The sequence below is a fragment of the Geodermatophilus obscurus genome (assembly GCF_900143215.1).
Lineage (GTDB): Bacteria > Actinomycetota > Actinomycetes > Mycobacteriales > Geodermatophilaceae > Geodermatophilus > Geodermatophilus obscurus_A.
In genome coordinates this window covers 38,407-56,688 of the sequence record NZ_FRDM01000025.1, presented here as the reverse complement: position 1 = coordinate 56,688, position 18,282 = coordinate 38,407, and the positions used below count along the sequence as shown (strand labels likewise).

Here is an 18,282-nt window from a genome sequence, read left to right as displayed (position 1 = left end):
CTGAGCCCGGATCCACCGTTGATCTTGTGTAGTGGGGGCGCCTGAGGCTCGGGACGCGCCGCCGACCTGCGACAACGCTCGCGAGAGGCGCACACCGGACCTGCATCCCGCAGATGCAACCCCGAAAGGGCGCCGGAAAGAGCATCCGCGCAGGTCACCGGCGCGCCAAAGGCCGCTCCCGGAATGCGCTCCTATCGTCAGCGGTGGATCCAGGCTGAGACGTCGCGGGTGGTGAGCACGGTGGTGCCCGCGCCCGGATCGCGCACGGCCACCGGGAAGCGCTGCTCGCGGGCGCCGGGGTCCATGTGCCACGTCGGCACCTCGTGCCACCAGCGCCACGCCTACGTGACCGCGACGACGAGAGCGAACAGCAGCAGGGCGGCGGGCCGCCGGGACGCGCGTCCGGCGTCGTCCCCGCGGGGGTCGGTGTCGAGCAGCTCGGGCGCGGAACCGGTGGAGGTGGAGACCATCCTCAGATCCGGCGGTGGTCGGTCGGGGCGTTGCGGGGGCCGCGCCTGGGCGGGCGGCTCCCGCCGATGCCCAGCAGCCGGACGACGCGCTGGCGCTGCCCCCGCCAGGGTTCGAGCAACTCCATCATCCCGTCGTCGTCGGTCCTCCGGCCGGCCAGCGACCAGCCGACCAGGTTCTTCAGGTGGTAGTCGCCGTAGCTCACCGTGTCCGGGCAGCCGAAGGCCCGCTGCACCACCTCGGCCGCCGTCCAGACGCCGATGCCCGGCACCATCTGCATCCGGCGCTGCAGGTCCAGGCAGTCCACGGCCTCCTCCGGCTCCAGCCGGGCGGCGACGCTGGCCACGGCCCGCAGCGCCCGGCGGCGGGCGCCGTCCAGACCGCAGCGGTGCCACTCCCAGTCGGTCACCGCCAGCACCCGCTGGGGGGTCGGCACCACGCGCATGCCCTCGGGGGCGGGGCCCGGCGCCGGCTCGCCGGCCAGCCGCAGCAGCGCCCGCCACACGCGGTGCGCCTCGACGACGGTCACCTTCTGCTCGAGCACGGCGGGCACCAGCGCGTCCCAGGTCCGCCCTGTGCGCCCCAGCCGCAACCACGGCGAGGCGCGGTGCACGCGGGTGAGCAGCGGGTGCCCGTGGGGCTCGAACTCCTCCGGCCGGTCCTCCGCGCCCAGCCACGCCGGCACCGCCGACCCGGCACGCTCGGCGCCGGGCCCCCATGCCGCGACCCGGACCTCGCCGCCCCAGACGGTCAGGTGCACCGTCGCCGGCCCGTCGGGCGTGCTCACCGTCCGCCAGCAGCCCGCGTCGTCGTGGCGCAGGGCCGGGTCGCCGGTGCTGCGCTGGTGCGGGTAGAGGGTCCGCCGGACGTCGAGCGGCCAGTCCGGCCGCCAGACGTCCTCGAACGGCGGGGCCTCGAGGGTGGTGCTGGTCAGGTCGTGCTCCCTGGGGAAGAGGGCCGCGCGGGCACCACCCGCGCTGGGGGCAGCGTAGGACCGGGGTCTGCCCCTGCCCATGCCGTGGGAGCGCCGGGCGCGGGCACCGGCTGCCCGACCGGGCGGAGGTCCATCGGCGCGGTCAGGTCGTCGGCCGGCAGCCCCGAGGGATCCGCCGGCCCGGAGCCCGCGCTCGCCTCCCTCGTCCGCCGGTCCAGCAGCAGGAGCACGACTGCCACGCTCACGGCGATGGTCGGCCAGTAGACGTACCGGTAGTCGTAGCCGATCACCATCGGCAGGTAGGTCACGACGTAGAGGACCGAGGACGCCGCCAGGGCCAGCACGACGCCGGCGTGCTCCGCCGACGCCCGCCGCCGCCAGCCCAGCGCGAGCACGACGAGCGCCGCCAGCAGCCAGGCCCAGGGCATGTAGACGAAGCCGAAGTTCCGTGCCGTGACACCCACGTAGGTCTCCAGCGCCCGCGACGCCGGGTTGGGCTCGAACACCAGCCCGTACGGGTTGTCGCCGATCGTGAGCCAGGAGACGAAGACCTCCTCGGGCGGCGTGTGGAGGAACTTCCCGAACACGCGGAGCCGGAACCCGGCGTAGTCCTGCGGCTGCTCGGCGATTCCGCGCAGGTAGAGGTCCCGTAGCTCGTCGGCGTGCGTGAGGAAGGCCGACGGGATGGTCCCCGTCGTGTTGGCGCACCGCCACGTGTAGTTCACGTCGCGGGTCTCCGGCGGACAGGTGGTGGCGAGCGTGACCAGGTAGTCGCGCAGCGGCGGGCTGACATCGGCCGACCGCAGCTGGTCCACGGTGTAGAGGTGCAGGACGTCGTCGAGCATGATGCTCGCCGCCGGGTGCGTCTCCTCCACCGGGCGGACGGCGTCGATGACCGGCGTCGCCACCAGCGCGCCGGCGAGGACGGCGGCGGCGAGTGCAACCCGGTACCGCCGGGCCCGCCGCATCCCGGGCCAGGTCAGGAGGAACAGCAGCGGGATGATCGCCGGGAGGGCGTTGTAGCGCACCGCCCCGGCGTAGGCCAGCAGCAGGACGGCGACGGCCACCGCGCACCAGCGCACCCAGGCGCGGTCGACCCCGCGGCGGACGAAGATCAGCAGGACGACCGCGCCGAGCAGCGCGAACGCGAGCTGGCCGTCCTTCCAGATCACCGCCGACATGCTGGCGACGTGGGGCAGCACGCCGAGCAGCAGCGGCAGCAGCGAGAGCAGCCTGCGACCGCTGCGCCGGAAGACGTGGACCGCCAGCAGGGTCAGGCCCGCCCAGAGAAGGCCCAGCTGCGCGACGAGCATGCTGCCGACGCTGCCGCCGGTCAGCGCCATGAGCAGCCACCACAGCGCCGTCATGACCGGTGGGTGCCAGTCGGCCACGGTCGAGAGGTCGAGCGCCTGCCCCAGCTGCATGACCGAGTCGAAGGACATGAAGCCCGGGTAGAAGGCCAGCCCGTTGCCCATCCAGAGCACCGTGCCGAGGACCAGGAGGGTCGCCGTCCAGTGCCGAGAGGGCCAGGAGCGCTCGACCGCACCCCGCAGCCCCGACAGGACCGCGCGGCGCCGGCCGGATGCGTGCCCCGGCGCGGGGTCGGTGGCCGTGGTGGTCGTGTTCGCCATGCGTCTAGAACCGCTCCCTGTGGTGGACGGCTCCGCCGGCCATCACCTCCGGGCGCCGCCCGTCAGCGGCACCGGGCAGCGACTGTAGGTGGATCCGGCGGCGCCGCGCCGGACCCACCTCCGTGTCCGCACCACCCGCCTCACCGGGCTCGTGCGTGCACGGGCGGGCGCTGGGTCAGCGCGGCGCCATCCGCAGTGCGCCGTCCATCCGGATGACCTCGCCGTTGAGGTAGCCGTGCTCCACGATGGCGAGCGCCAGCTGCGCGAAGTCCGCCGGCCGGCCGAGACGCTTGGGGAACGGGATGCCGGCCGCCAGGGCCTGCCGCGCCTCCTGCGGCAGGCTGCCCAGCAGTGGGGTGTCCACCAGGCCGGGGGCGATGGTGCAGACCCGGACGCCGACGCTCGACAGGTCGCGGGCCGCCGGCAGGGTCAGGCCGACGATGCCGCCCTTGGACGCCGCGTAGGCGACCTGCCCGATCTGCCCGTCGTAGGCGGCGATCGAAGCGGTGTTCACCACGACGCCGCGCTCGCCGTCCTCGTCCGGCTCGGTGGCCGCCATCGCGGCGGCGGCCAGCCGGAGCACGTTGAAGGTGCCGACCAGGTTGACCATCACGGTGCGGACGAACGGGTCGAGGTCGTGCGGCACGTTGCCCTTGCCCACCGTGCGCTGGGCCCAGCCGATGCCGGCGCAGTTGACCGCGACGCGCAGCGGCCGCTCCCCGCCCGCCGCCCGCTCGACCGCCGCCTGCACCGAGTCGGCATCGGTCACGTCGGTGCGCACGAAGGCGGTCTGCCCGCCGAGCTCGGCGGCGAGCTGCTGCCCCTTCTCCTCCTGCAGGTCGAGGACGGTCACGGCCGCACCTCGCGCGGCCAGCGCCCGGACGGTGGCCTCCCCGAGGCCGGAGGCCCCACCGGACACGACAGCGGCGACGTCGAAACGCTTCATGGAGGCGGACGGTAGCGATCACCCCGGCGTGACGCGCACCGGGCGGGTGACCGACGCGCGGATCGCGACAACCCGCGCGGTCAGGAGCGCGCGGACGCGGTGCAGGACGGAGCAGCCGCCTCACCGCGGACGCCGGCCAGGCGCAGCAGGCGGTCGACCACCGGAGGCCAGGTGTAGGTCGACTCGACCGTGCGCCGCAGGACCTCCCCGGCCTCCGTGGCCAGCTGGGGCCGAGCGGCGAGTTCACCGAGCCGGGCCGCCGCTGCCTGCACGTCGGCGACGCGCCAGCCACCTCCGTCCCGGAGCACCTCGGCGGTGCCCCCGACGGGGTGCGTGATCACCGCGCAACCCGCAGCACCGGCTTCGAGCAGGACCGTGGGGAACCCCTCGGAGTCGGAGAGCAGCAGGAGCACGTCGGCGTCGACGAGGCGAGCCTGGACCTCCTCGTGTGGTACCGGGCCGGTCGTCACGATGCGCCTCCGCGACGCCCGGGCCTCCCGCGCCACCCGGGCCGCGATCGAGCCACCGCCGCAGACGGTGAGCTCGACCTCCGCGGACGCGGGGAGGCCGTCGACGACCCGCACGGCCTCGAGAGCCCCCTTCGCCGGCTCGAGCCGACCGACGGAGACGACGCGCAACGGCCCCTCGCGCCGGCCTCGGCGCGGCGGGGACACCCGGGCCACCGCGTTGCCCACGCTCGAGCCCGCGTCGACGCGCATGTGCGAGACCCAGGCGGCGGCCTCCGTCGAGACGCCGGCCACGGTGGGGACGACCCGCCTGAGCCTGCCGGCCAGGACGTGCTCGTAAGCGGCGACACACCTGTCCACCACCGGATGGCCGGTGGCCACGTGGGCGGACCCGTGGTTGAGCCAGATCCTGGGAGCGGACCCCACCGCGCGCGCCACCACCAGGTTGGACACGAAGAGATGCGACTGGATCAGCACGAAGTCGTAGGAGGTCTCCCGGATCTCGTCGATGACCGCCGCGTTGCGCTCCGTGCGCCGGGGGAACGGCAACCGGCCGCCGACCAGCCGCGACTCCAGGGCGAGCAACCTCTCCCCGTTCGGGCCCAGCGCCCGGCCGGCGGCCTCCCCCTCCGTCACGCAGTGGACGACGTCGACCTCCCACCCACGGCGGCGCAGCTCGGCCGCGACGCCGGCGCTGTGACGTTCGATGCCCCCGGGATGTGGGGGATAGAACGGAGCGGCGATGAGTGCTCTCATCACAGTCCTTCCCGTAGGCCAGTCGGGCTCTTCCTCCCGGACCCCGCCGCCGAGGAGCCCCGCCGGTCGGATGCGGCCGCGACCGCCGGTCAGGACGCCCCGGACCCGAACCGGGTCGAGGACCCGGGCCGAGCGCTCCCGGCACCCATCGGAGAAACTGTAACCAACGAAGCACCGAACGTTACGAATCCGCAGACGCACTGACCTCACCAGCCCCAGGGGCGAGTCCGCGCGCCAGCCCGCATCCGGGAGGGCAGGTAGCGTCACCACGGCACAGCACCCGCGGTCACGGCTCACATCTCACTTCACGAGATCCCGTCGGCACGCGCCATCCGAAATGAGCTCATGTCCTCTCTCAACTCGTCGCGCGTGCCGCGGCAGCGCGACCGAGAAGCGACTGCTTCGTGCTGAACCCATCCACCAGACCGCCCGAGTGCACGGAGGACGGGTCGGTCCCAGGCGCCAAGAGCCAGCGCGCCGCTACCAGGACAGCGCTCGCAGCCTCATCGATCCTCGGTGGCCTGAGCGCGGCTGTGGTCCCCGTACTCGCCGTGTTCCTGCTCGAGGTGCACGACTACAGCGTGTTCTCGCTCGTCTACCTGGTCTTCGCTCAGGGCTGGTCCATCGCACTGTCCGGGGTGTGCGACACGTGGGCGCGGTTGCGCACGGCAGGGATGACGGCCGGTAGCTGGGCGAACTACACCGGGGCCCTGGCAGCCATCAGCGGCACGTCCGCCGTCGTGACGCTGCTGGTCGGCCTGCTCATGTTCCACTCGGTCGTGGAGGCATCGGCCATGGCCGTCGGGGTCGGGGCCTCGCTGTACCGTCAGGCGGCGCGCTACTACCAGGCCGGCGTCAGAGGGCCGCACGCGGTCCTGCTGTCCGACGGCATCGCGGTGGTCGGGTTCCTCGGGGCCCTGGTCGTGCTGCACGTGGCCGATCAAGCAATGCTGACGGCTCTGCTGCTGGCCTGGGCGCTCTCCGGCCTGGCCTCCGCGGCCTTCTACCTACCTGGCGCATTCCGCGACGGTGGCCCGACTGCCTGGTACCGGAGGAACCGGACGACGGTGCGGTCACTGCTCGGCGAGTCGCTGCTCATGGACGCCGGAGCCGTGGCGACCCCGATGCTCGTGGCCCCCACTCTCGGCCTCCACAATTTCGGCATCTACCGCAGCGTGTCGAGTCTCTCGGTCCCGATCCAGCTGCTCATCGATCCGATCCGACCGAACCTCTCGCAACTGCCGCTGCGACGTGCCGTCAGTACACAGGCGGTCGCGACAGCGGTCACCCTCTCTGCCTCGGTGGGGGCCGCCGCGCATGCCGCGCTGACCTACCTCGTCCCCATCGCGTTGCCGTTCAGCCCCGTGTTGACCGAACTCCGCCACTTCGCGCTGCCCTGCGGCGTGTTCGTGACCTTCCAGGTCATGACGTACATCCTCAACATCCTCGCTCGCATCCACGTGAGTCACCGGCGCCTGATCATCGGGCGCGCCACCCACACGGTCTTCGCCATCCTGCTCCCAGTGGTGGGCGCCCTCCTCGCCGGACTGCCAGGGGCGGTGTGGTGCTTCGTCGCCACGAGCGCGTCCACGGTCGTGATCTGGCTCCTGCTGTTGATCCTCAGCGCCCGACGTGGTGTCCGGCCCGCCCACAGCGGCCCGTCGCTCCCATGAGGACCCCTCCGTGATCCGCCGCGTCCGGACCGCGTCCGACGCGGCCGTGCGCTGCGTCTCGGTCCCGCCCTCGGCATCGCCGGTGCTTGGCTCCTGACGGCGGTTCTCAGGCGGCTTGGCGGGTGGGGTAGCCGGCGTGGGAGAACCAGCCGGCGGCGGCGACGGCGGTAACTGCGGCCAGTGCGACGGCGATGGCGGCGTCCCAGCGCCGCCCGGGTGCGCGCGGCGGCCGGCTTGACCAGCGCCTTGATCAAGCTGTTGGCCTCCTCGACCGGGGACAGGTCCGGCGAGCAGGCCGGCAGGAACACCAGCCGGCAGCCGGCGGCGGCGACCAGCGCGCGGATCCGCTCGGGCTGGTGCGCCCCGACGTTGTCCACCACGATCACCGTTCCCGCAGACAGCGCCGGCAGCAGCACCTTCTCCAGGTAGGTGGCGAACACCGCGGTGTCGGTGCCGCCTCCACCGTCATCGCCGGACGCATGCCGCCCAGGCTCACCCCGGCCAGCAGCGTGGTCACCGGCCCGCGGTTGCGCGGCACCGCTCCCCGCGCACGCACGCCGCGAGGTGCGCGGGCCCGCCGGCGGGTCATCGCGATGTGCATGCCGCACTCGTCGACGGACACCGGCCGCGCCGGATCGATGGTGTCCACCTGCTCCCGCCACTCCGCGCGCGCGTCCTCGTCGCGCTCGGTGGCGTTCGGGCTTCTTGCTTCAACGGCCGCCCCGCCGGCCCGGGGTCAGTTCCATGCCGGGCCCGGGCGGCAGGCCGGCGATCGCCAGCGACATGCTCGCCAGCGACACCGGCTCACGGCCGGCAGCCACGAACCAGGCCACGTGCTCGGCCAGCGTGGCATCCGCTGGAGCGTCCGACCGAGCCGTCAGCCACGCGTGCAGCCGCCGGCGCACCGTCGGCTCCGGCCCGTGCCGCTGCTCGCTCGCCGCCAGGCTGCCGGTCGCCCGCCGACGGGCCAGGTAGCGCTCCACGGTCCGGCGCGACACCTCGAAGCGTGCCGCCACCTGCGACTGGGTCATCCCGCATCGACCGCGCCACCACCCGCGCCCGGAGATCCTTCGAAAACGCCCGCACACCGGGCGGACTACTCCGCCACCCGTCAGCCGTCAGCCGTCAGCCGTCAACCAACCGACACACCGCTGTCAGGTCCCGGCCGGCCCGGTCGTCGCGGCCACGCGCCGGTGTCCGTCCGCGGAGGGCTGGTCGGCGACGTGGTCGACGAGGAGCACGCGGCGCTGGCAGGGAGCGGCGACAGCGGACCAGTAGCCGGCTCCTCGCCCAGACGAGGACCCAGGAGGCGTCGTCTCTCCCGTCGCTCAGTCAGAGCAGTCGAGCGCAGGGCATGTCGCGCAGGAGGCCGGGCAGGGATCCGCGACATCCCTCCGAACGAGGCCGAGGACGGAGGTCAGGGCCGGCCGGGCTGCCGGCCCTGCGCCACCAGCCGCGCCTCCGCCTCGGCCAGAGCCACTTGTCGCGACAACCGCGTCAGCCGCGACTCCTGCTCACGGAAACGAACGCTCGTGCTGCCCACGAGATAGATGATCACGATGGCCAGGACGTAGACCAGGAAGTCCGTCCCGCGGTCCACGCCGACGACGTCGGCGATCGCCTGCAGGATGTCGGGGAAGATCACCGCGAAGACCCCGACCACGACGGTCAGCCCCGCGACCAGCTTGCGACGCGCCTGGCCGCGGAGCGACGCCCGCGAGCGCAGCGAGAGGACGACGGCCAGCGCGACCGCCGGTACGAGCAGGAACTTGATCACGCCCGGCTCCACGTGCCCACTCGGTGGGCCAGGATGTCCCCCAGGATGTTGACGCTGTTCAACAGCGGCTGCCCCTTGGAGCGGGAGTACTCCGTGTACAGGACGTGGACCGGGTACTCGGCCACCCGGTAGATCGACTGTGTGAGCTCTTGTTCGAGCTCGCTGGCGTGGGCCATCCCGGCGAAGACCAGGTTGATCCGTGCAGCGACGTCCCGGGTGACCAGCCTCAACCCGTTGTGTGCATCGGTGAGCTTGTGTGCGCTCCCCCGGTTGAACACCTTCGTCGCGGTCTTGAGGATGAGCCTGCGCAGCCCGCTCATCTCGGTCTTGCCGTCGAGGAACCGCGAGCCCAGGACGACGTCGTAGCCCCCCTCCTCCGCCTTCGAGATCATCCCCACCAGGTCCGCCGACTGGTGCTGTCCGTCGGCATCGAAGGTGGCGACGTACTTGGCGCCGGTGAACCGCAGAGCAGCCTCCACGCCGGTCTGCAGCGCACCCCCCTGCCCCAGGTTGATCGGGTGGGACACCCGGATGGCGCCGGCCGCGTCGATCTCGGCGGCAGAACTGTCGGAACTGCCGTCGTCGACGGCGATGACCGTCAGGCCCAGCCCGACCAGGTCCTCGATGACGCCTCGGACGACGGTCGCCTCGTTGTAGACCGGCATCACCACTGCCGTCTCAGGAAGGTCGCCGCCCAGCGGCTGCGCGCTCACCCCGTGTGTACTCATCGCTGCTGATGGTAGGGGGATGCGGCGTCCCGCCCACGCGCTCGGCCCTGAGTCGCACCTCTCACTCCCCTGCCGTCACATGCGGCCCAGCCGGCGCGTCCGCGGACCGGCGTCCACCCGCACATCACGCCCCGCAGCCGCGCGCTCACGGAGCCTTCCACAGTCCCCCAGGTGGACACACCGAACGACGTCTCGCACCCTCCTGCTCCTGGAGGCCTGCCGCGTCACGGGGTACAGCAGGTCGTCAGGTCGTCGGCGCCTCCTCGAGCGCCGTCTACGGGTCCAACCCGGCCCCGCTCGAGGATGAACGCGAGTGCGTCCGGCCGCTGAGCCCGTACGCCGTCAGCAAGCTGGCGACCGAGCAGTACCTGTTGACCTACCAGACCTGCTACGACGTCCAGACGGTCGCCTTCCGCTTCTTCGACGTCTACGGGCCGGCCAGCCGGCGGACCACGTCTACGCGGCAGTCGTCCCCCTGTTCGTCGACGCCGTGCTCGCGGAACGCCGCCTGCAGGTGTTCGGCGACAGCCAGCAGACGAGGGACTTCGTCTTCGTCGGGACGGTGTGCGAGATCCTCCTGGACGCGACGCTCCGGCGGCTGAGCCACCCCGAGCCGGTGAACGTCGCACTCAACACCGAGACCAGCTTGCTGCAGCTGATCGAGCTCCTGCAGTCGGCCAGCGGCCAGCGGGCGGAGGTCGAGTTCCACGCGCCACGCGCTGGAGACGTCCGTCACTCGCGCGCCGATGACAGCCGGCTGCGCGCGCTCTTCCCCGACCTCGTGCCGGTCCCGCTGACCGACGGCTTGCGAGCGACGGTCGACCGGGCCCGCAGCCGGCGCCGAGCGGACCTCAGGTGAAGCGGCTGCCCGCCTGAGCGACGACCGCGTCCAGCAGTTGCTTGACCCGCTCGGCCTCGCGCACCGGGCACACCATCGTCACGTCGGCGGTGTGCACCACCACGCTGTCGCGCACCCCCACCAGGGCGATCAGGTGCTCCGAGTCGTCGCTGAAGACGATGTTCCCGCTGCTGTCCAGGGTCACCGCGAGCCCCCGCACGGCGTTCTCACCGACCGTCCCCAGTGTGGCGGCCAGCGCGGGCCAGGACCCGACGTCGAGCCAGTCCACGTCGAGGTCGGCGACCAGCACGCGCCCCGGCTCGGTCGCCGCGGGCTCCAGGACGGCGTAGTCGACGCTGATCTTCGGCAGTGCCGGGAAGACCTCGGCCAGGACGGCGTCGCGCCGCGGCCCGACCGGGACGGCGACGACCCGCGCCAGACCCTGCGCGGTGGCGGGCAGGTGATCGGCGAGGGCGTCGAGCACGGTGGACGCCCGCCAGACGAACATGCCCGAGTTCCACAGGTACTGCCCCGAGGCGAGGTAGGCCTCGGCGGTGGCGCGGTCGGGCTTCTCGCGGAAGGACGCCGCCTCGGCGACGCCGGGCACCTCGGTCGGCGCGCCGCGCTGCACGTAGCCGAAGCCGGTGGCCGGCGCGGTGGGCCGGATGCCCAGGGTCACCAGCGAGCGGGGCCGTGCGGCGAGGGCGTCGTAGGCGGTGGTCAGCGCCGCGGCGAACCGCTCGACCGGTCGGATGACGTGGTCGGCGCTGACCACGGCCAGCTCGGCGTCGGGGTCGACGTCGGCGACCAGGGCCGCGGCCAGGCCGACGGCGTTGGCGGTGTCCCGGGCGACCGGCTCGAGCACCAGCCGGTCGGGGTGCAGCCGCGGCAGGGCGGCGCGCACCTGCTCGCCGTAGCGGGCGGCGGTGCAGACCCAGATGCGGTCGGCGGGCAGCACCGCCTCCAGCCGGGCGAAGGCCTCGGCGAGCAGGCTGTGCGCGCCGCCGTCCCCGCCGGCGACGACGTCGAGCAGCTGCTTGGGCCGCCCGCTGCGCGACAGCGGCCACAGCCGTGTCCCCGAGCCGCCGGCCATGATCACCGCGTGTCGCACGTCAGGTCCTCCTCCGGCGGGCCGCCCGGCCCACCCCTTCGGCTCGGCGTTGGAACGGCGCCCCGGCAGCGACCCGGCCGCTGACGTAGGAGATCAGCATCCGGCCGCCCAGCCCGGCGCGCAGGGCCAGCCGGAGCGGGGCGTGGCGGCGCAGCGGGTACTGCCCGGAGAGGTAGCGCAGCGCGCTGGTGTGGTGCACCCGCTGCATGCGGTGCGGTTGGCGCCGGGTGGCGTGCCCACCCTCGTGCTCCACCACCGCCGACGGCGCGTAGACGTGCAGCCAGCCGCGGCGGGTGAGCCGCTCGGCGAGGTCGACGTCCTCGAAGTACATGAAGTAGCCGGGGTCGAAGCCGCCGACCGACCAGAAGGCCGCCACGTCCACCAGCAGGCAGGAGCCCGACAGCCACCCGGCCGGGCGCTCGCGGGGTGCCTCGCGCTCGCGCCGGTAGCGCGCCGTCCACGGGTTGCCCGGCCAGGCCCAGCCGAGCAGCGCGTGCCCGGCGCCGGTGGACAGCCGCGGCAGGTCGCGGGCCGAGGGGTAGAGCTCGCCCTCCGGCGTGCGGATCGCCGGGCCGACGGTGGCCGCGCGCGGCCACCGGGTGGCCACGGCCAGCAGCTCGTCGACCGAGCCCGGGTCGAAGCGGACGTCGGGATTGGCGACGACGGCGTACCCGTCGGTCAGCCCGGCCAGCCCGGCGTTGACCGCGGCGCCGTAGCCGATGTTGCCGCCGGTGCGCAGCAGCCGGACGTGCGGGTGGCGGGCCGCGGCGCGCTCGGGGACGCCGTCGGTCGAGCCGTTGTCGGCGAGGACCACCTCGACCGGCCGCGTGGTGGCCTCGGCCAGCGACTCCACGAAGCCCTCCAGGGCCTCGCCGGGCGAGTACGTCACCGCGACCACGCGGAGGGGGACGGTCGGTGGTGGTCCGCTCACCTGGGGAACCCTACGAGCAGCCCGAGCTGCCGTCGCCGCACGCACCCCGAGGTCCGCACGGGCGCGCCGCGTGGGGCTCCAGGAGACCGGTGTGACGAGGGGGACGGGCCCGTCACAACCATGCCCGTTGCACCCGGGAAGGGCCGTTCTGCGCCGGTACAGTCGCCAAGCGTGACTCAAGCCAGTCCTGATCTCGTCGTCGTCGGCTCCGGGTTCTTCGGCCTCACGGTCGCCGAGCGGGTCGCCACCCAGTTGGACAAGCGCGTGCTGGTCATCGACCGCCGCAGCCACATCGGGGGCAACGCCTACTCCGAGCCCGAGCCCGAGACCGGCATCGAGGTGCACGTCTACGGCGCCCACCTGTTCCACACGTCCAACGAGCGGGTCTGGCAGTACGTCAACCAGTTCACCGAGTTCACGAACTACCAGCACCGCGTCTTCAGCATCTACCAGGACAAGACGTACTCGCTGCCGATCAACCTGGCCACGATCTGCCAGTACTTCGGCAAGAGCTTCTCGCCCGAGCAGGCCCGCGCCCTCGTCGTCGAGCAGTCCGGCGAGATCGACACCGCCGAGGCCGCCAACCTCGAGGAGAAGGCGATCTCGCTGATCGGCCGCCCGCTGTACGAGGCCTTCATCCGCGGCTACACGAAGAAGCAGTGGCAGACCGACCCGACCGACCTGCCCGCCGCGGTCATCGCCCGCCTTCCGGTGCGCTACACGTTCGACAACCGGTACTTCAACGACACCTACGAAGGTCTGCCGAAGGACGGCTACACCGCCTGGCTCCAGCGGATGGCCGACCACCCGAACATCGAGGTGCGGCTGGACACCGACTACTTCGACGTCCGCGACGAACTGCCCTCGGACGTGCCGACGGTCTTCACCGGCCCGATCGACAAGTACTTCGGCTACGAGGCCGGCGAGCTCGGCTGGCGCACGCTGGACTTCGAGACCGAGGTCCTGCCGGTGGGCGACTTCCAGGGCACCTCGGTCATGAACTACGCCGACGAGGACGTGCCCTTCACCCGGATCCACGAGTTCCGGCACTTCCACCCCGAGCGCGACTACCCGACGGACAAGACCGTCGTCGTCCGCGAGTACTCCCGCTTCGCCCAGACCGGCGACGAGCCGTACTACCCGATCAACACCGCCGAGGACCGGGCCAAGCTCGAGCGCTACCGCGAGCTGGCCGCCAAGGAGGCCGCCGAGAAGCGGGTCCTCTTCGGTGGGCGCCTGGGCACCTACAAGTACCTCGACATGCACATGGCGATCGGCTCGGCGCTGACCATGTTCGACAACCGCATCCGCCCGTTCTTCGCCGAGGGTGGCCCCCTCGACGGCCGCCTGGAGGACTGAACCCGATGACGACCACTGCGGTGTCCCCCGACGTGGTGGCCGACCTGGCCGCTGACGACCTGGCCCCCGGCCGGGCCGTGACCCTCCTCCAGCGGGTCCTCATGCCGCGGGGCGCCGACCCGCGCAAGGTCCGCGCCCTCTACCTCGACGAGGTCCGGTCCGAGAAGGTGCACGTCGCCTCCCGGTCGACCGGGCACCTCTCGGCCGGTGACGAGGTCTCCTTCGCCACGTACTTCAACGCCTTCCCGGCGGGCTACTGGCGGCGGTGGACCTCCCTGACCAGCGTCACGCTGCAGCTGCGCATCTCCGGCACCTGCCGCATCGACGTGTACCGCTCCAAGGGCAACGGCGACGTGCTGCACGCCCTGGGCACCACCGTCGAGGGGCAGGGCCGGACGGTCGAGCTCGACCTGGACCTCACCCCCTTCGTCGAGGGCGGCTGGTACTGGTTCGACGTCACCGCCGACGACGGCACGATCATCGAGGACGCCGGCTGGTACGCCGACCGGGAGCCGCTGCGCCCGGGCCGGCTGGCCGTCGGCATCTGCACCTTCAACCGCCCGGTCGACTGCGTCGCCGCGCTGCAGACGGTCGCCGCGGACCCGGTGCTCGACGCCGAGCTGGCCGCGGTGGTCGTCGCCGACCAGGGCAACCTCAAGGTGCGCGACGAGGCCTCGTTCCCCGAGGTGGCCGACCAGCTGGGGGACCGCCTGCACCTGGTGGAGCAGGGCAACCTCGGCGGCAGCGGCGGCTTCGCCCGCGCCATGCACGAGACGCTGACGACCACCGACGCCACGCACCTGGTCTTCCTCGACGACGACGTCCAGCTCGAGGCAGACAGCCTGCACCGGGCGCTGACCTTCGCCCGGTTCACCGACGAGCCCACCCTCGTCGGCGGTCAGATGCTGAGCCTGCAGGACCGCTCGGTGCTGCACACCATGGGCGAGAGCGTCGACCGCCGGCTCATGAAGTACCGCTCGGCGCCCTACGCCGCGGTGGGCCACGACTTCGCGCACCACTCGCTGCGCGACGCCCGGCACCTGCACCGCCGGGTCGACGTGGACTACAACGCCTGGTGGATGTGCCTGATCCCCCGCGAGGTGGCCGAGCACATCGGGCTGCCGCTCCCGCTGTTCATCAAGTGGGACGACGCGGAGTACGGCATGCGGGCCGGCGCCGCCGGGTACCGCACGGTCACCCTCCCCGGCGCGGCGATCTGGCACCTGTCCTGGACCGACAAGGACGACGCGACCGACTGGCAGGCGTACTTCCACGCGCGCAACCAGCTCATCGTGGCCGCCCTGCACAGCCCGCTGAAGCGGGCCGAGGACATCGTCCGCGGGAACGTCCGGGCCGACATCCGGCACCTGTTCCGGCTGGAGTACTCCGCGGTCGCGCTGCACCTGAAGGCCTACCGCGACTTCCTCGCCGGCCCGCAGGACCTCTTCCGGCAGCTGCCCGGCGTGCTGGCCGAGGTGCGTGCCGAGCGGGCGCGGTACTCCGACGGTCAGGTCATCACCGAGCGGGCCCGCATCCCGCTGCCGCAGATGGGCCAGGACGCGACCGAGGGGATGGTGCACCCGCCGGTGGCCAAACGCGCCATCGTCCGCGCCGCGCTGCAGGCGCTGCGCAACAACGTGCGGCCGGTCCAGGACGCCGAGGGCCGGCCCCAGGTGGAGCTGCCGGCCCGTGACGCCCAGTGGTTCGTGCTGGCGCAGCTGGACAGCGCCTCGGTCGCCACGGCCGACGGCCGGGGCGTCACGGTGCGCCGCCGCGACCCGGCGACGTTCTGGCGGCTGGCCCGGGAGTCGGTGCGGCTCAACCTGGAGATCGCCCGGCGCTTCCCCCGCGCCAGGCAGCAGTACCGCGACTCCTACGCCGACCTGACCTCGGCGAAGAACTGGGAGAGCGTCTTCGAGGCGTGACCCACCGGCTCCGCCCGGACGGCCCGGCCCCCTCTCGCGAGGGGTGCCGGGCCGTTCGGCGTCCGGGAGGACCCTCGACCGCGCACGACACGACGACGGCGGGGCACCTCCCCGGGGGGAGGCGCCCCGCCGTCGTCGGTGCGGTGCGGGTGCGCGGGCCGTCAGGCCGCGGGGGTGAACCGCTCGCGGCGGCCGGCCCGCAGCAGGCGGAGCCACTCGCGGTACCCGGCGACGTCGCGCCGGGTCACCAGGAAGAACCAGGAGAAGCGGACCAGCTCCAGCGGGAAGAGCCAGCGCATCCCGGGCTGGCGCATGAGGTACCCGCGGTTGCGGTAGGTGTAGTAGCGCTTCCAGTCGGCATCGGGGTACTGCGCGGACAGCCGCCCCCCGAGGATCGGCTTGAACTCGTCCCGGCCGTTGGGGTGCAGGTAGGTCGCGTGCAGCGCCGTCCCGAAGGGCAGCCCGGCGCGCACCAGCCGGCGGTGGATCTCGGTCTCGTCGCCCCGGGCGAACAGCCGCAGGTCCGGCACGCCGGTCTGGGCGAGGGTCGCGGCGGCGAACAGGGCGCCGTTGAACAGCGAGGCGTAGCCGGGCAGGAAGTCGGCGCCGCCGAGGCGATCGCGCTCACCCTTCCAGCGCAGCCCCGAGCGCATCGGGAAGGCGAAGCTGCCGGGTGCGTCGATGTCGGCGACGGCGGGTGAGACCTCGGCCAGCCCGCGCTCCCGGGCCACCGACAGCAGGGTGGCGAGCACGTGCTCGTCGGCGGGCCGGCCGTCGTCGTCGGCGCACCACACCCAGTCCGCGCCCTCGGCCAGGGCGGTCAGCATCCCCAGGGCGAAGCCCCCGGCACCGCCGAGGTTGGCCTGCGACAGCAGGTAGGTGTGCGGCAGCCCGCTGGCCCGCACGACCTCCTCGGCCGGCTGGTCGGGTCCGTTGTCGACCACGACGACCGAGTCGACCGGCCGGGTCTGCACCGCCAGCGCCTTGAGCGCCTGCGCGAGGGACTCCGGCCGGTGCCGGGTGACGATGACCGCGACGACGCGCTCGTCGTCAGGACGGGTGGGCGTCCGCGGTGCCGCCTCGGACACTCAGCCCCCCGAGGCCGCGTGCTCGCGGCCCTGGTACGCGTCGAGGACCTCCTCGAGCGGCCCCTGCTGCCGGATGGTGCCGTGCTCCATCCAGAGGGCAGAGGTGCACAGCTGCCTGAGCAGGTCGTTGGAGTGCGAGGCGAAGACCAGCAGGCCGGCGCGGTCCACGAGGTCCTTGAGCCGCCCCTTGGCCCGCTCGAGGAACGCGGCGTCGACCGCGCCGATGCCCTCGTCGAGCAGCAGGATCTCCGGGTCGATGCTGGTGACGACGCCCAGCGCCAGCCGCACCCGCATACCGGTCGAGTAGGTGCGCAGCGGCATGTGCAGGAAGTTGCCGAGCTCGGTGAACTCGGCGATGTCGTCGACCCGGGCCTCCATCTGCTTGCGGCTCATCCCGAGGAACAGGCCGCGCACGAGGATGTTCTCCAGGCCGGAGATCTCCGGGTCCATGCCGACGCCGAGGTCGAAGACCGGCGCCACGCGCCCGTGGACCAGGGCCTGGCCGCTGGTGGGCTCGTAGATGCCCGACAGCAGCCGCAGCAGGGTGGACTTGCCGGCGCCGTTGTGGCCGACCAGCGCCAGCCGGTCGCCCTCGGACACGTGCAGGTTGATGTTGTGCAGCGCCTCGATGACGACGACCTTGCGCTCGTTGGCCGCGACGTTGCCGCCGACCACACCGAGCACGGTGTGCTTCAGGGACCGCGACTTGGCATCGAAGATGGGGAAGTCCACGCTCGCGTCGCGGACGTCGATGCTCACCATGGTGCTGCTCTCCTCAGACCCAGTACGCGACGCGGCTGCGGTAGCGCCGCATGACCAGCAGGGTCATCGCCCAGCCGACCACGGCGATCCCGATGACGATGAACCAGGTGCGCCACTCCTGGTCCTGACCCAGCATGGGCCGGCGGATGAGCTCCACGAAGTGGAACAGCGGGTTGAGCTCGACCAACCGTGCCCGCTCGGCGACGGCCGGGTTGTCCAGCAGGACGTCGTACATCCAGACGATCGGGGTCAGGAAGAACAGCAGCTGGACGACGCTCTGGGTCACCGGCGGCAGGTCGCGGAACCGGGTGCTGATGATGCCGATGAGCAGGGCCACCCACATGCCGTTGACGACGAGCAGGCCGAACGCCGGGAAGGCCGACAGGTCGGTCCACCGCAACGGCTGCGGGAAGAAGACGAGCATGACGGCGTAGACGATCAGGTTGTGGGCGAAGAACAGCGTCTGGCGCCACACCAGCCGGTACACGTGGATGCTGATCGGCGCCGGCAGGTGGGTGATCAGCCCGGAGTTGGCGACGAAGACCTCCGAGCCCTCGCTGATGCACCCGGAGATGAACGTCCACACGATCATCCCGACGAGGACGTGCGGCAGCAGCACCGCCAGCTCGAGGCCGAACAGCGCGGAGTAGAGGATCCCGAGCGCGATGGCGGTGACCGCCATGCTGATGGTGATCCACATCGGGCCGAGGACCGAGCGCCGGTAGCGCTGGCGGATGTCCTGCCAGCCCAGCTGCAGCCACAGCTCCCGCTGTCCCCAGCCGCGGCTCAGGTCGCGGAAGGCGGAGCGGAAGTCCCGCCCCGGCGGCCGCACGTGCGGCGGGATGTCCGGCGTGGGGGTCGTGGTGGTGCCGCTCGTCGACATGCCGG

19 protein-coding genes and 1 pseudogene are annotated in these 18,282 nt (G+C 72.7%); 5 read left to right on the top strand and 15 right to left on the bottom strand.

The window, feature by feature from the left end:
• Positions 1 to 197 precede the first annotated feature (197 nt).
• From BUB17_RS28305 to BUB17_RS18580, 6 genes are all read right to left on the bottom strand, one after another.
• The gene (locus tag BUB17_RS28305; protein ID WP_280173891.1) at positions 198 to 320 is read right to left on the bottom strand and encodes a hypothetical protein; all 123 of its coding nucleotides are present in this window, start codon (positions 318 to 320) and stop codon (positions 198 to 200) included.
• 21 nt (positions 321 to 341) lie between these two features.
• A complete protein-coding gene (locus BUB17_RS28300) occupies positions 342 to 470 on the bottom strand; it encodes a hypothetical protein (RefSeq protein WP_280173890.1) in 129 nt (42 codons plus the stop codon).
• A 2-nt stretch (positions 471 to 472) separates the two neighbouring features.
• Positions 473 to 1,483: a DNA-3-methyladenine glycosylase family protein gene (locus BUB17_RS18595; protein ID WP_244277368.1), complete on the bottom strand. Its 1,011-nt coding sequence runs from the start codon at positions 1,481 to 1,483 to the stop codon at positions 473 to 475.
• Positions 1,399 to 3,033: a hypothetical protein gene (locus BUB17_RS18590; protein ID WP_072920172.1), complete on the bottom strand. Its 1,635-nt coding sequence runs from the start codon at positions 3,031 to 3,033 to the stop codon at positions 1,399 to 1,401. The genes BUB17_RS18595 and BUB17_RS18590 overlap by 85 nt, the downstream gene beginning before the upstream one ends.
• A 175-nt stretch (positions 3,034 to 3,208) precedes the next feature.
• Positions 3,209 to 3,979, bottom strand: coding sequence for an SDR family NAD(P)-dependent oxidoreductase (locus BUB17_RS18585; protein WP_072920171.1), 771 nt, complete (start codon positions 3,977 to 3,979; stop codon positions 3,209 to 3,211).
• 80 nt (positions 3,980 to 4,059) lie between these two features.
• Positions 4,060 to 5,202 (bottom strand): glycosyltransferase family 4 protein, encoded by a 1,143-nt coding sequence (locus BUB17_RS18580; protein ID WP_072920170.1) that lies wholly within the window; start codon positions 5,200 to 5,202, stop codon positions 4,060 to 4,062.
• A 551-nt stretch (positions 5,203 to 5,753) separates the two neighbouring features.
• Here BUB17_RS18580 and BUB17_RS27945 point away from each other — a divergent pair.
• Positions 5,754 to 6,875, top strand: a complete 1,122-nt coding sequence (locus tag BUB17_RS27945) for a hypothetical protein (RefSeq protein WP_244277366.1) — start codon at positions 5,754 to 5,756, stop codon at positions 6,873 to 6,875.
• A 275-nt stretch (positions 6,876 to 7,150) separates the two neighbouring features.
• On the opposite strand, the pseudogene BUB17_RS28600 reads toward BUB17_RS27945, so the two are convergent.
• From BUB17_RS28600 to BUB17_RS18555, 4 genes and pseudogenes are all read right to left on the bottom strand, one after another.
• Positions 7,151 to 7,291, bottom strand: a pseudogene (locus BUB17_RS28600) (transposase); the annotation flags it as partial.
• 294 nt (positions 7,292 to 7,585) lie between these two features.
• Positions 7,586 to 7,906, bottom strand: coding sequence for a hypothetical protein (locus BUB17_RS18565; RefSeq protein ID WP_072920168.1), 321 nt, complete (start codon positions 7,904 to 7,906; stop codon positions 7,586 to 7,588).
• Between the two features lie 386 nt (positions 7,907 to 8,292).
• Positions 8,293 to 8,652 (bottom strand): DUF2304 domain-containing protein, encoded by a 360-nt coding sequence (locus tag BUB17_RS18560; RefSeq protein ID WP_072920179.1) that lies wholly within the window; start codon positions 8,650 to 8,652, stop codon positions 8,293 to 8,295.
• Entirely contained in the window at positions 8,649 to 9,380 is a 732-nt protein-coding gene (locus BUB17_RS18555) for a glycosyltransferase family 2 protein (RefSeq protein ID WP_072920167.1), read from the bottom strand. Before BUB17_RS18555 ends, BUB17_RS18560 begins: the two co-directional genes overlap by 4 nt.
• 8 nt (positions 9,381 to 9,388) lie before the next feature.
• Between BUB17_RS18555 and BUB17_RS28595 the strand changes: the two genes are divergently transcribed.
• Together BUB17_RS28595 and BUB17_RS18545 are read left to right on the top strand one after the other, a co-directional pair.
• Positions 9,389 to 9,982 carry an NAD-dependent epimerase/dehydratase family protein gene (locus tag BUB17_RS28595; RefSeq protein WP_072920166.1) on the top strand — a complete coding sequence of 198 codons (594 nt, stop codon included), beginning with the start codon at positions 9,389 to 9,391 and terminating at the stop codon, positions 9,980 to 9,982.
• Positions 9,871 to 10,239 (top strand): Rossmann-fold NAD(P)-binding domain-containing protein, encoded by a 369-nt coding sequence (locus BUB17_RS18545; protein ID WP_141243089.1) that lies wholly within the window; start codon positions 9,871 to 9,873, stop codon positions 10,237 to 10,239. Before BUB17_RS28595 ends, BUB17_RS18545 begins: the two co-directional genes overlap by 112 nt.
• Here BUB17_RS18545 and BUB17_RS18540 read toward each other — a convergent pair.
• The gene (locus BUB17_RS18540) at positions 10,232 to 11,329 is read right to left on the bottom strand and encodes a mannose-1-phosphate guanylyltransferase (protein WP_072920164.1); all 1,098 of its coding nucleotides are present in this window, start codon (positions 11,327 to 11,329) and stop codon (positions 10,232 to 10,234) included. The two genes, BUB17_RS18545 and BUB17_RS18540, sit on opposite strands and share 8 nt — an antisense overlap.
• A gap of 1 nt (position 11,330) precedes the next feature.
• Entirely contained in the window at positions 11,331 to 12,260 is a 930-nt protein-coding gene (locus BUB17_RS18535; protein WP_072920163.1) for a glycosyltransferase family 2 protein, read from the bottom strand.
• Positions 12,261 to 12,431: 171 nt separating this feature from the next.
• Between BUB17_RS18535 and glf the strand changes: the two genes are divergently transcribed.
• Together glf and BUB17_RS18525 are read left to right on the top strand one after the other, a co-directional pair.
• Positions 12,432 to 13,619 (top strand): UDP-galactopyranose mutase, encoded by a 1,188-nt coding sequence (glf, locus tag BUB17_RS18530; RefSeq protein ID WP_072920162.1) that lies wholly within the window; start codon positions 12,432 to 12,434, stop codon positions 13,617 to 13,619.
• A 5-nt stretch (positions 13,620 to 13,624) separates the two neighbouring features.
• A complete protein-coding gene (locus tag BUB17_RS18525) occupies positions 13,625 to 15,544 on the top strand; it encodes a glycosyltransferase (RefSeq protein WP_083606426.1) in 1,920 nt (639 codons plus the stop codon).
• Positions 15,545 to 15,705: 161 nt separating this feature from the next.
• Here BUB17_RS18525 and glfT1 read toward each other — a convergent pair whose 3' ends face one another.
• Genes glfT1 through wzm form a run of 3 tightly spaced genes read right to left on the bottom strand, consistent with a single transcriptional unit; the run spans position 15,706 to position 18,277 of the window.
• Positions 15,706 to 16,632, bottom strand: coding sequence for a galactofuranosyltransferase GlfT1 (gene glfT1 / locus BUB17_RS18520; RefSeq protein WP_072920161.1), 927 nt, complete (start codon positions 16,630 to 16,632; stop codon positions 15,706 to 15,708).
• Complete coding sequence (gene wzt / locus BUB17_RS18515) at positions 16,633 to 17,394, bottom strand: galactan export ABC transporter ATP-binding subunit Wzt/RfbE (protein ID WP_072920160.1); 762 nt, start codon at positions 17,392 to 17,394, stop codon at positions 16,633 to 16,635.
• 13 nt (positions 17,395 to 17,407) lie between these two features.
• On the bottom strand, positions 17,408 to 18,277 hold the full coding sequence (gene wzm, locus BUB17_RS18510; RefSeq protein WP_072920159.1) for a galactan export ABC transporter permease subunit Wzm/RfbD: 870 nt from the start codon (positions 18,275 to 18,277) through the stop codon (positions 17,408 to 17,410).
• Positions 18,278 to 18,282: the final 5 nt, after the last annotated feature.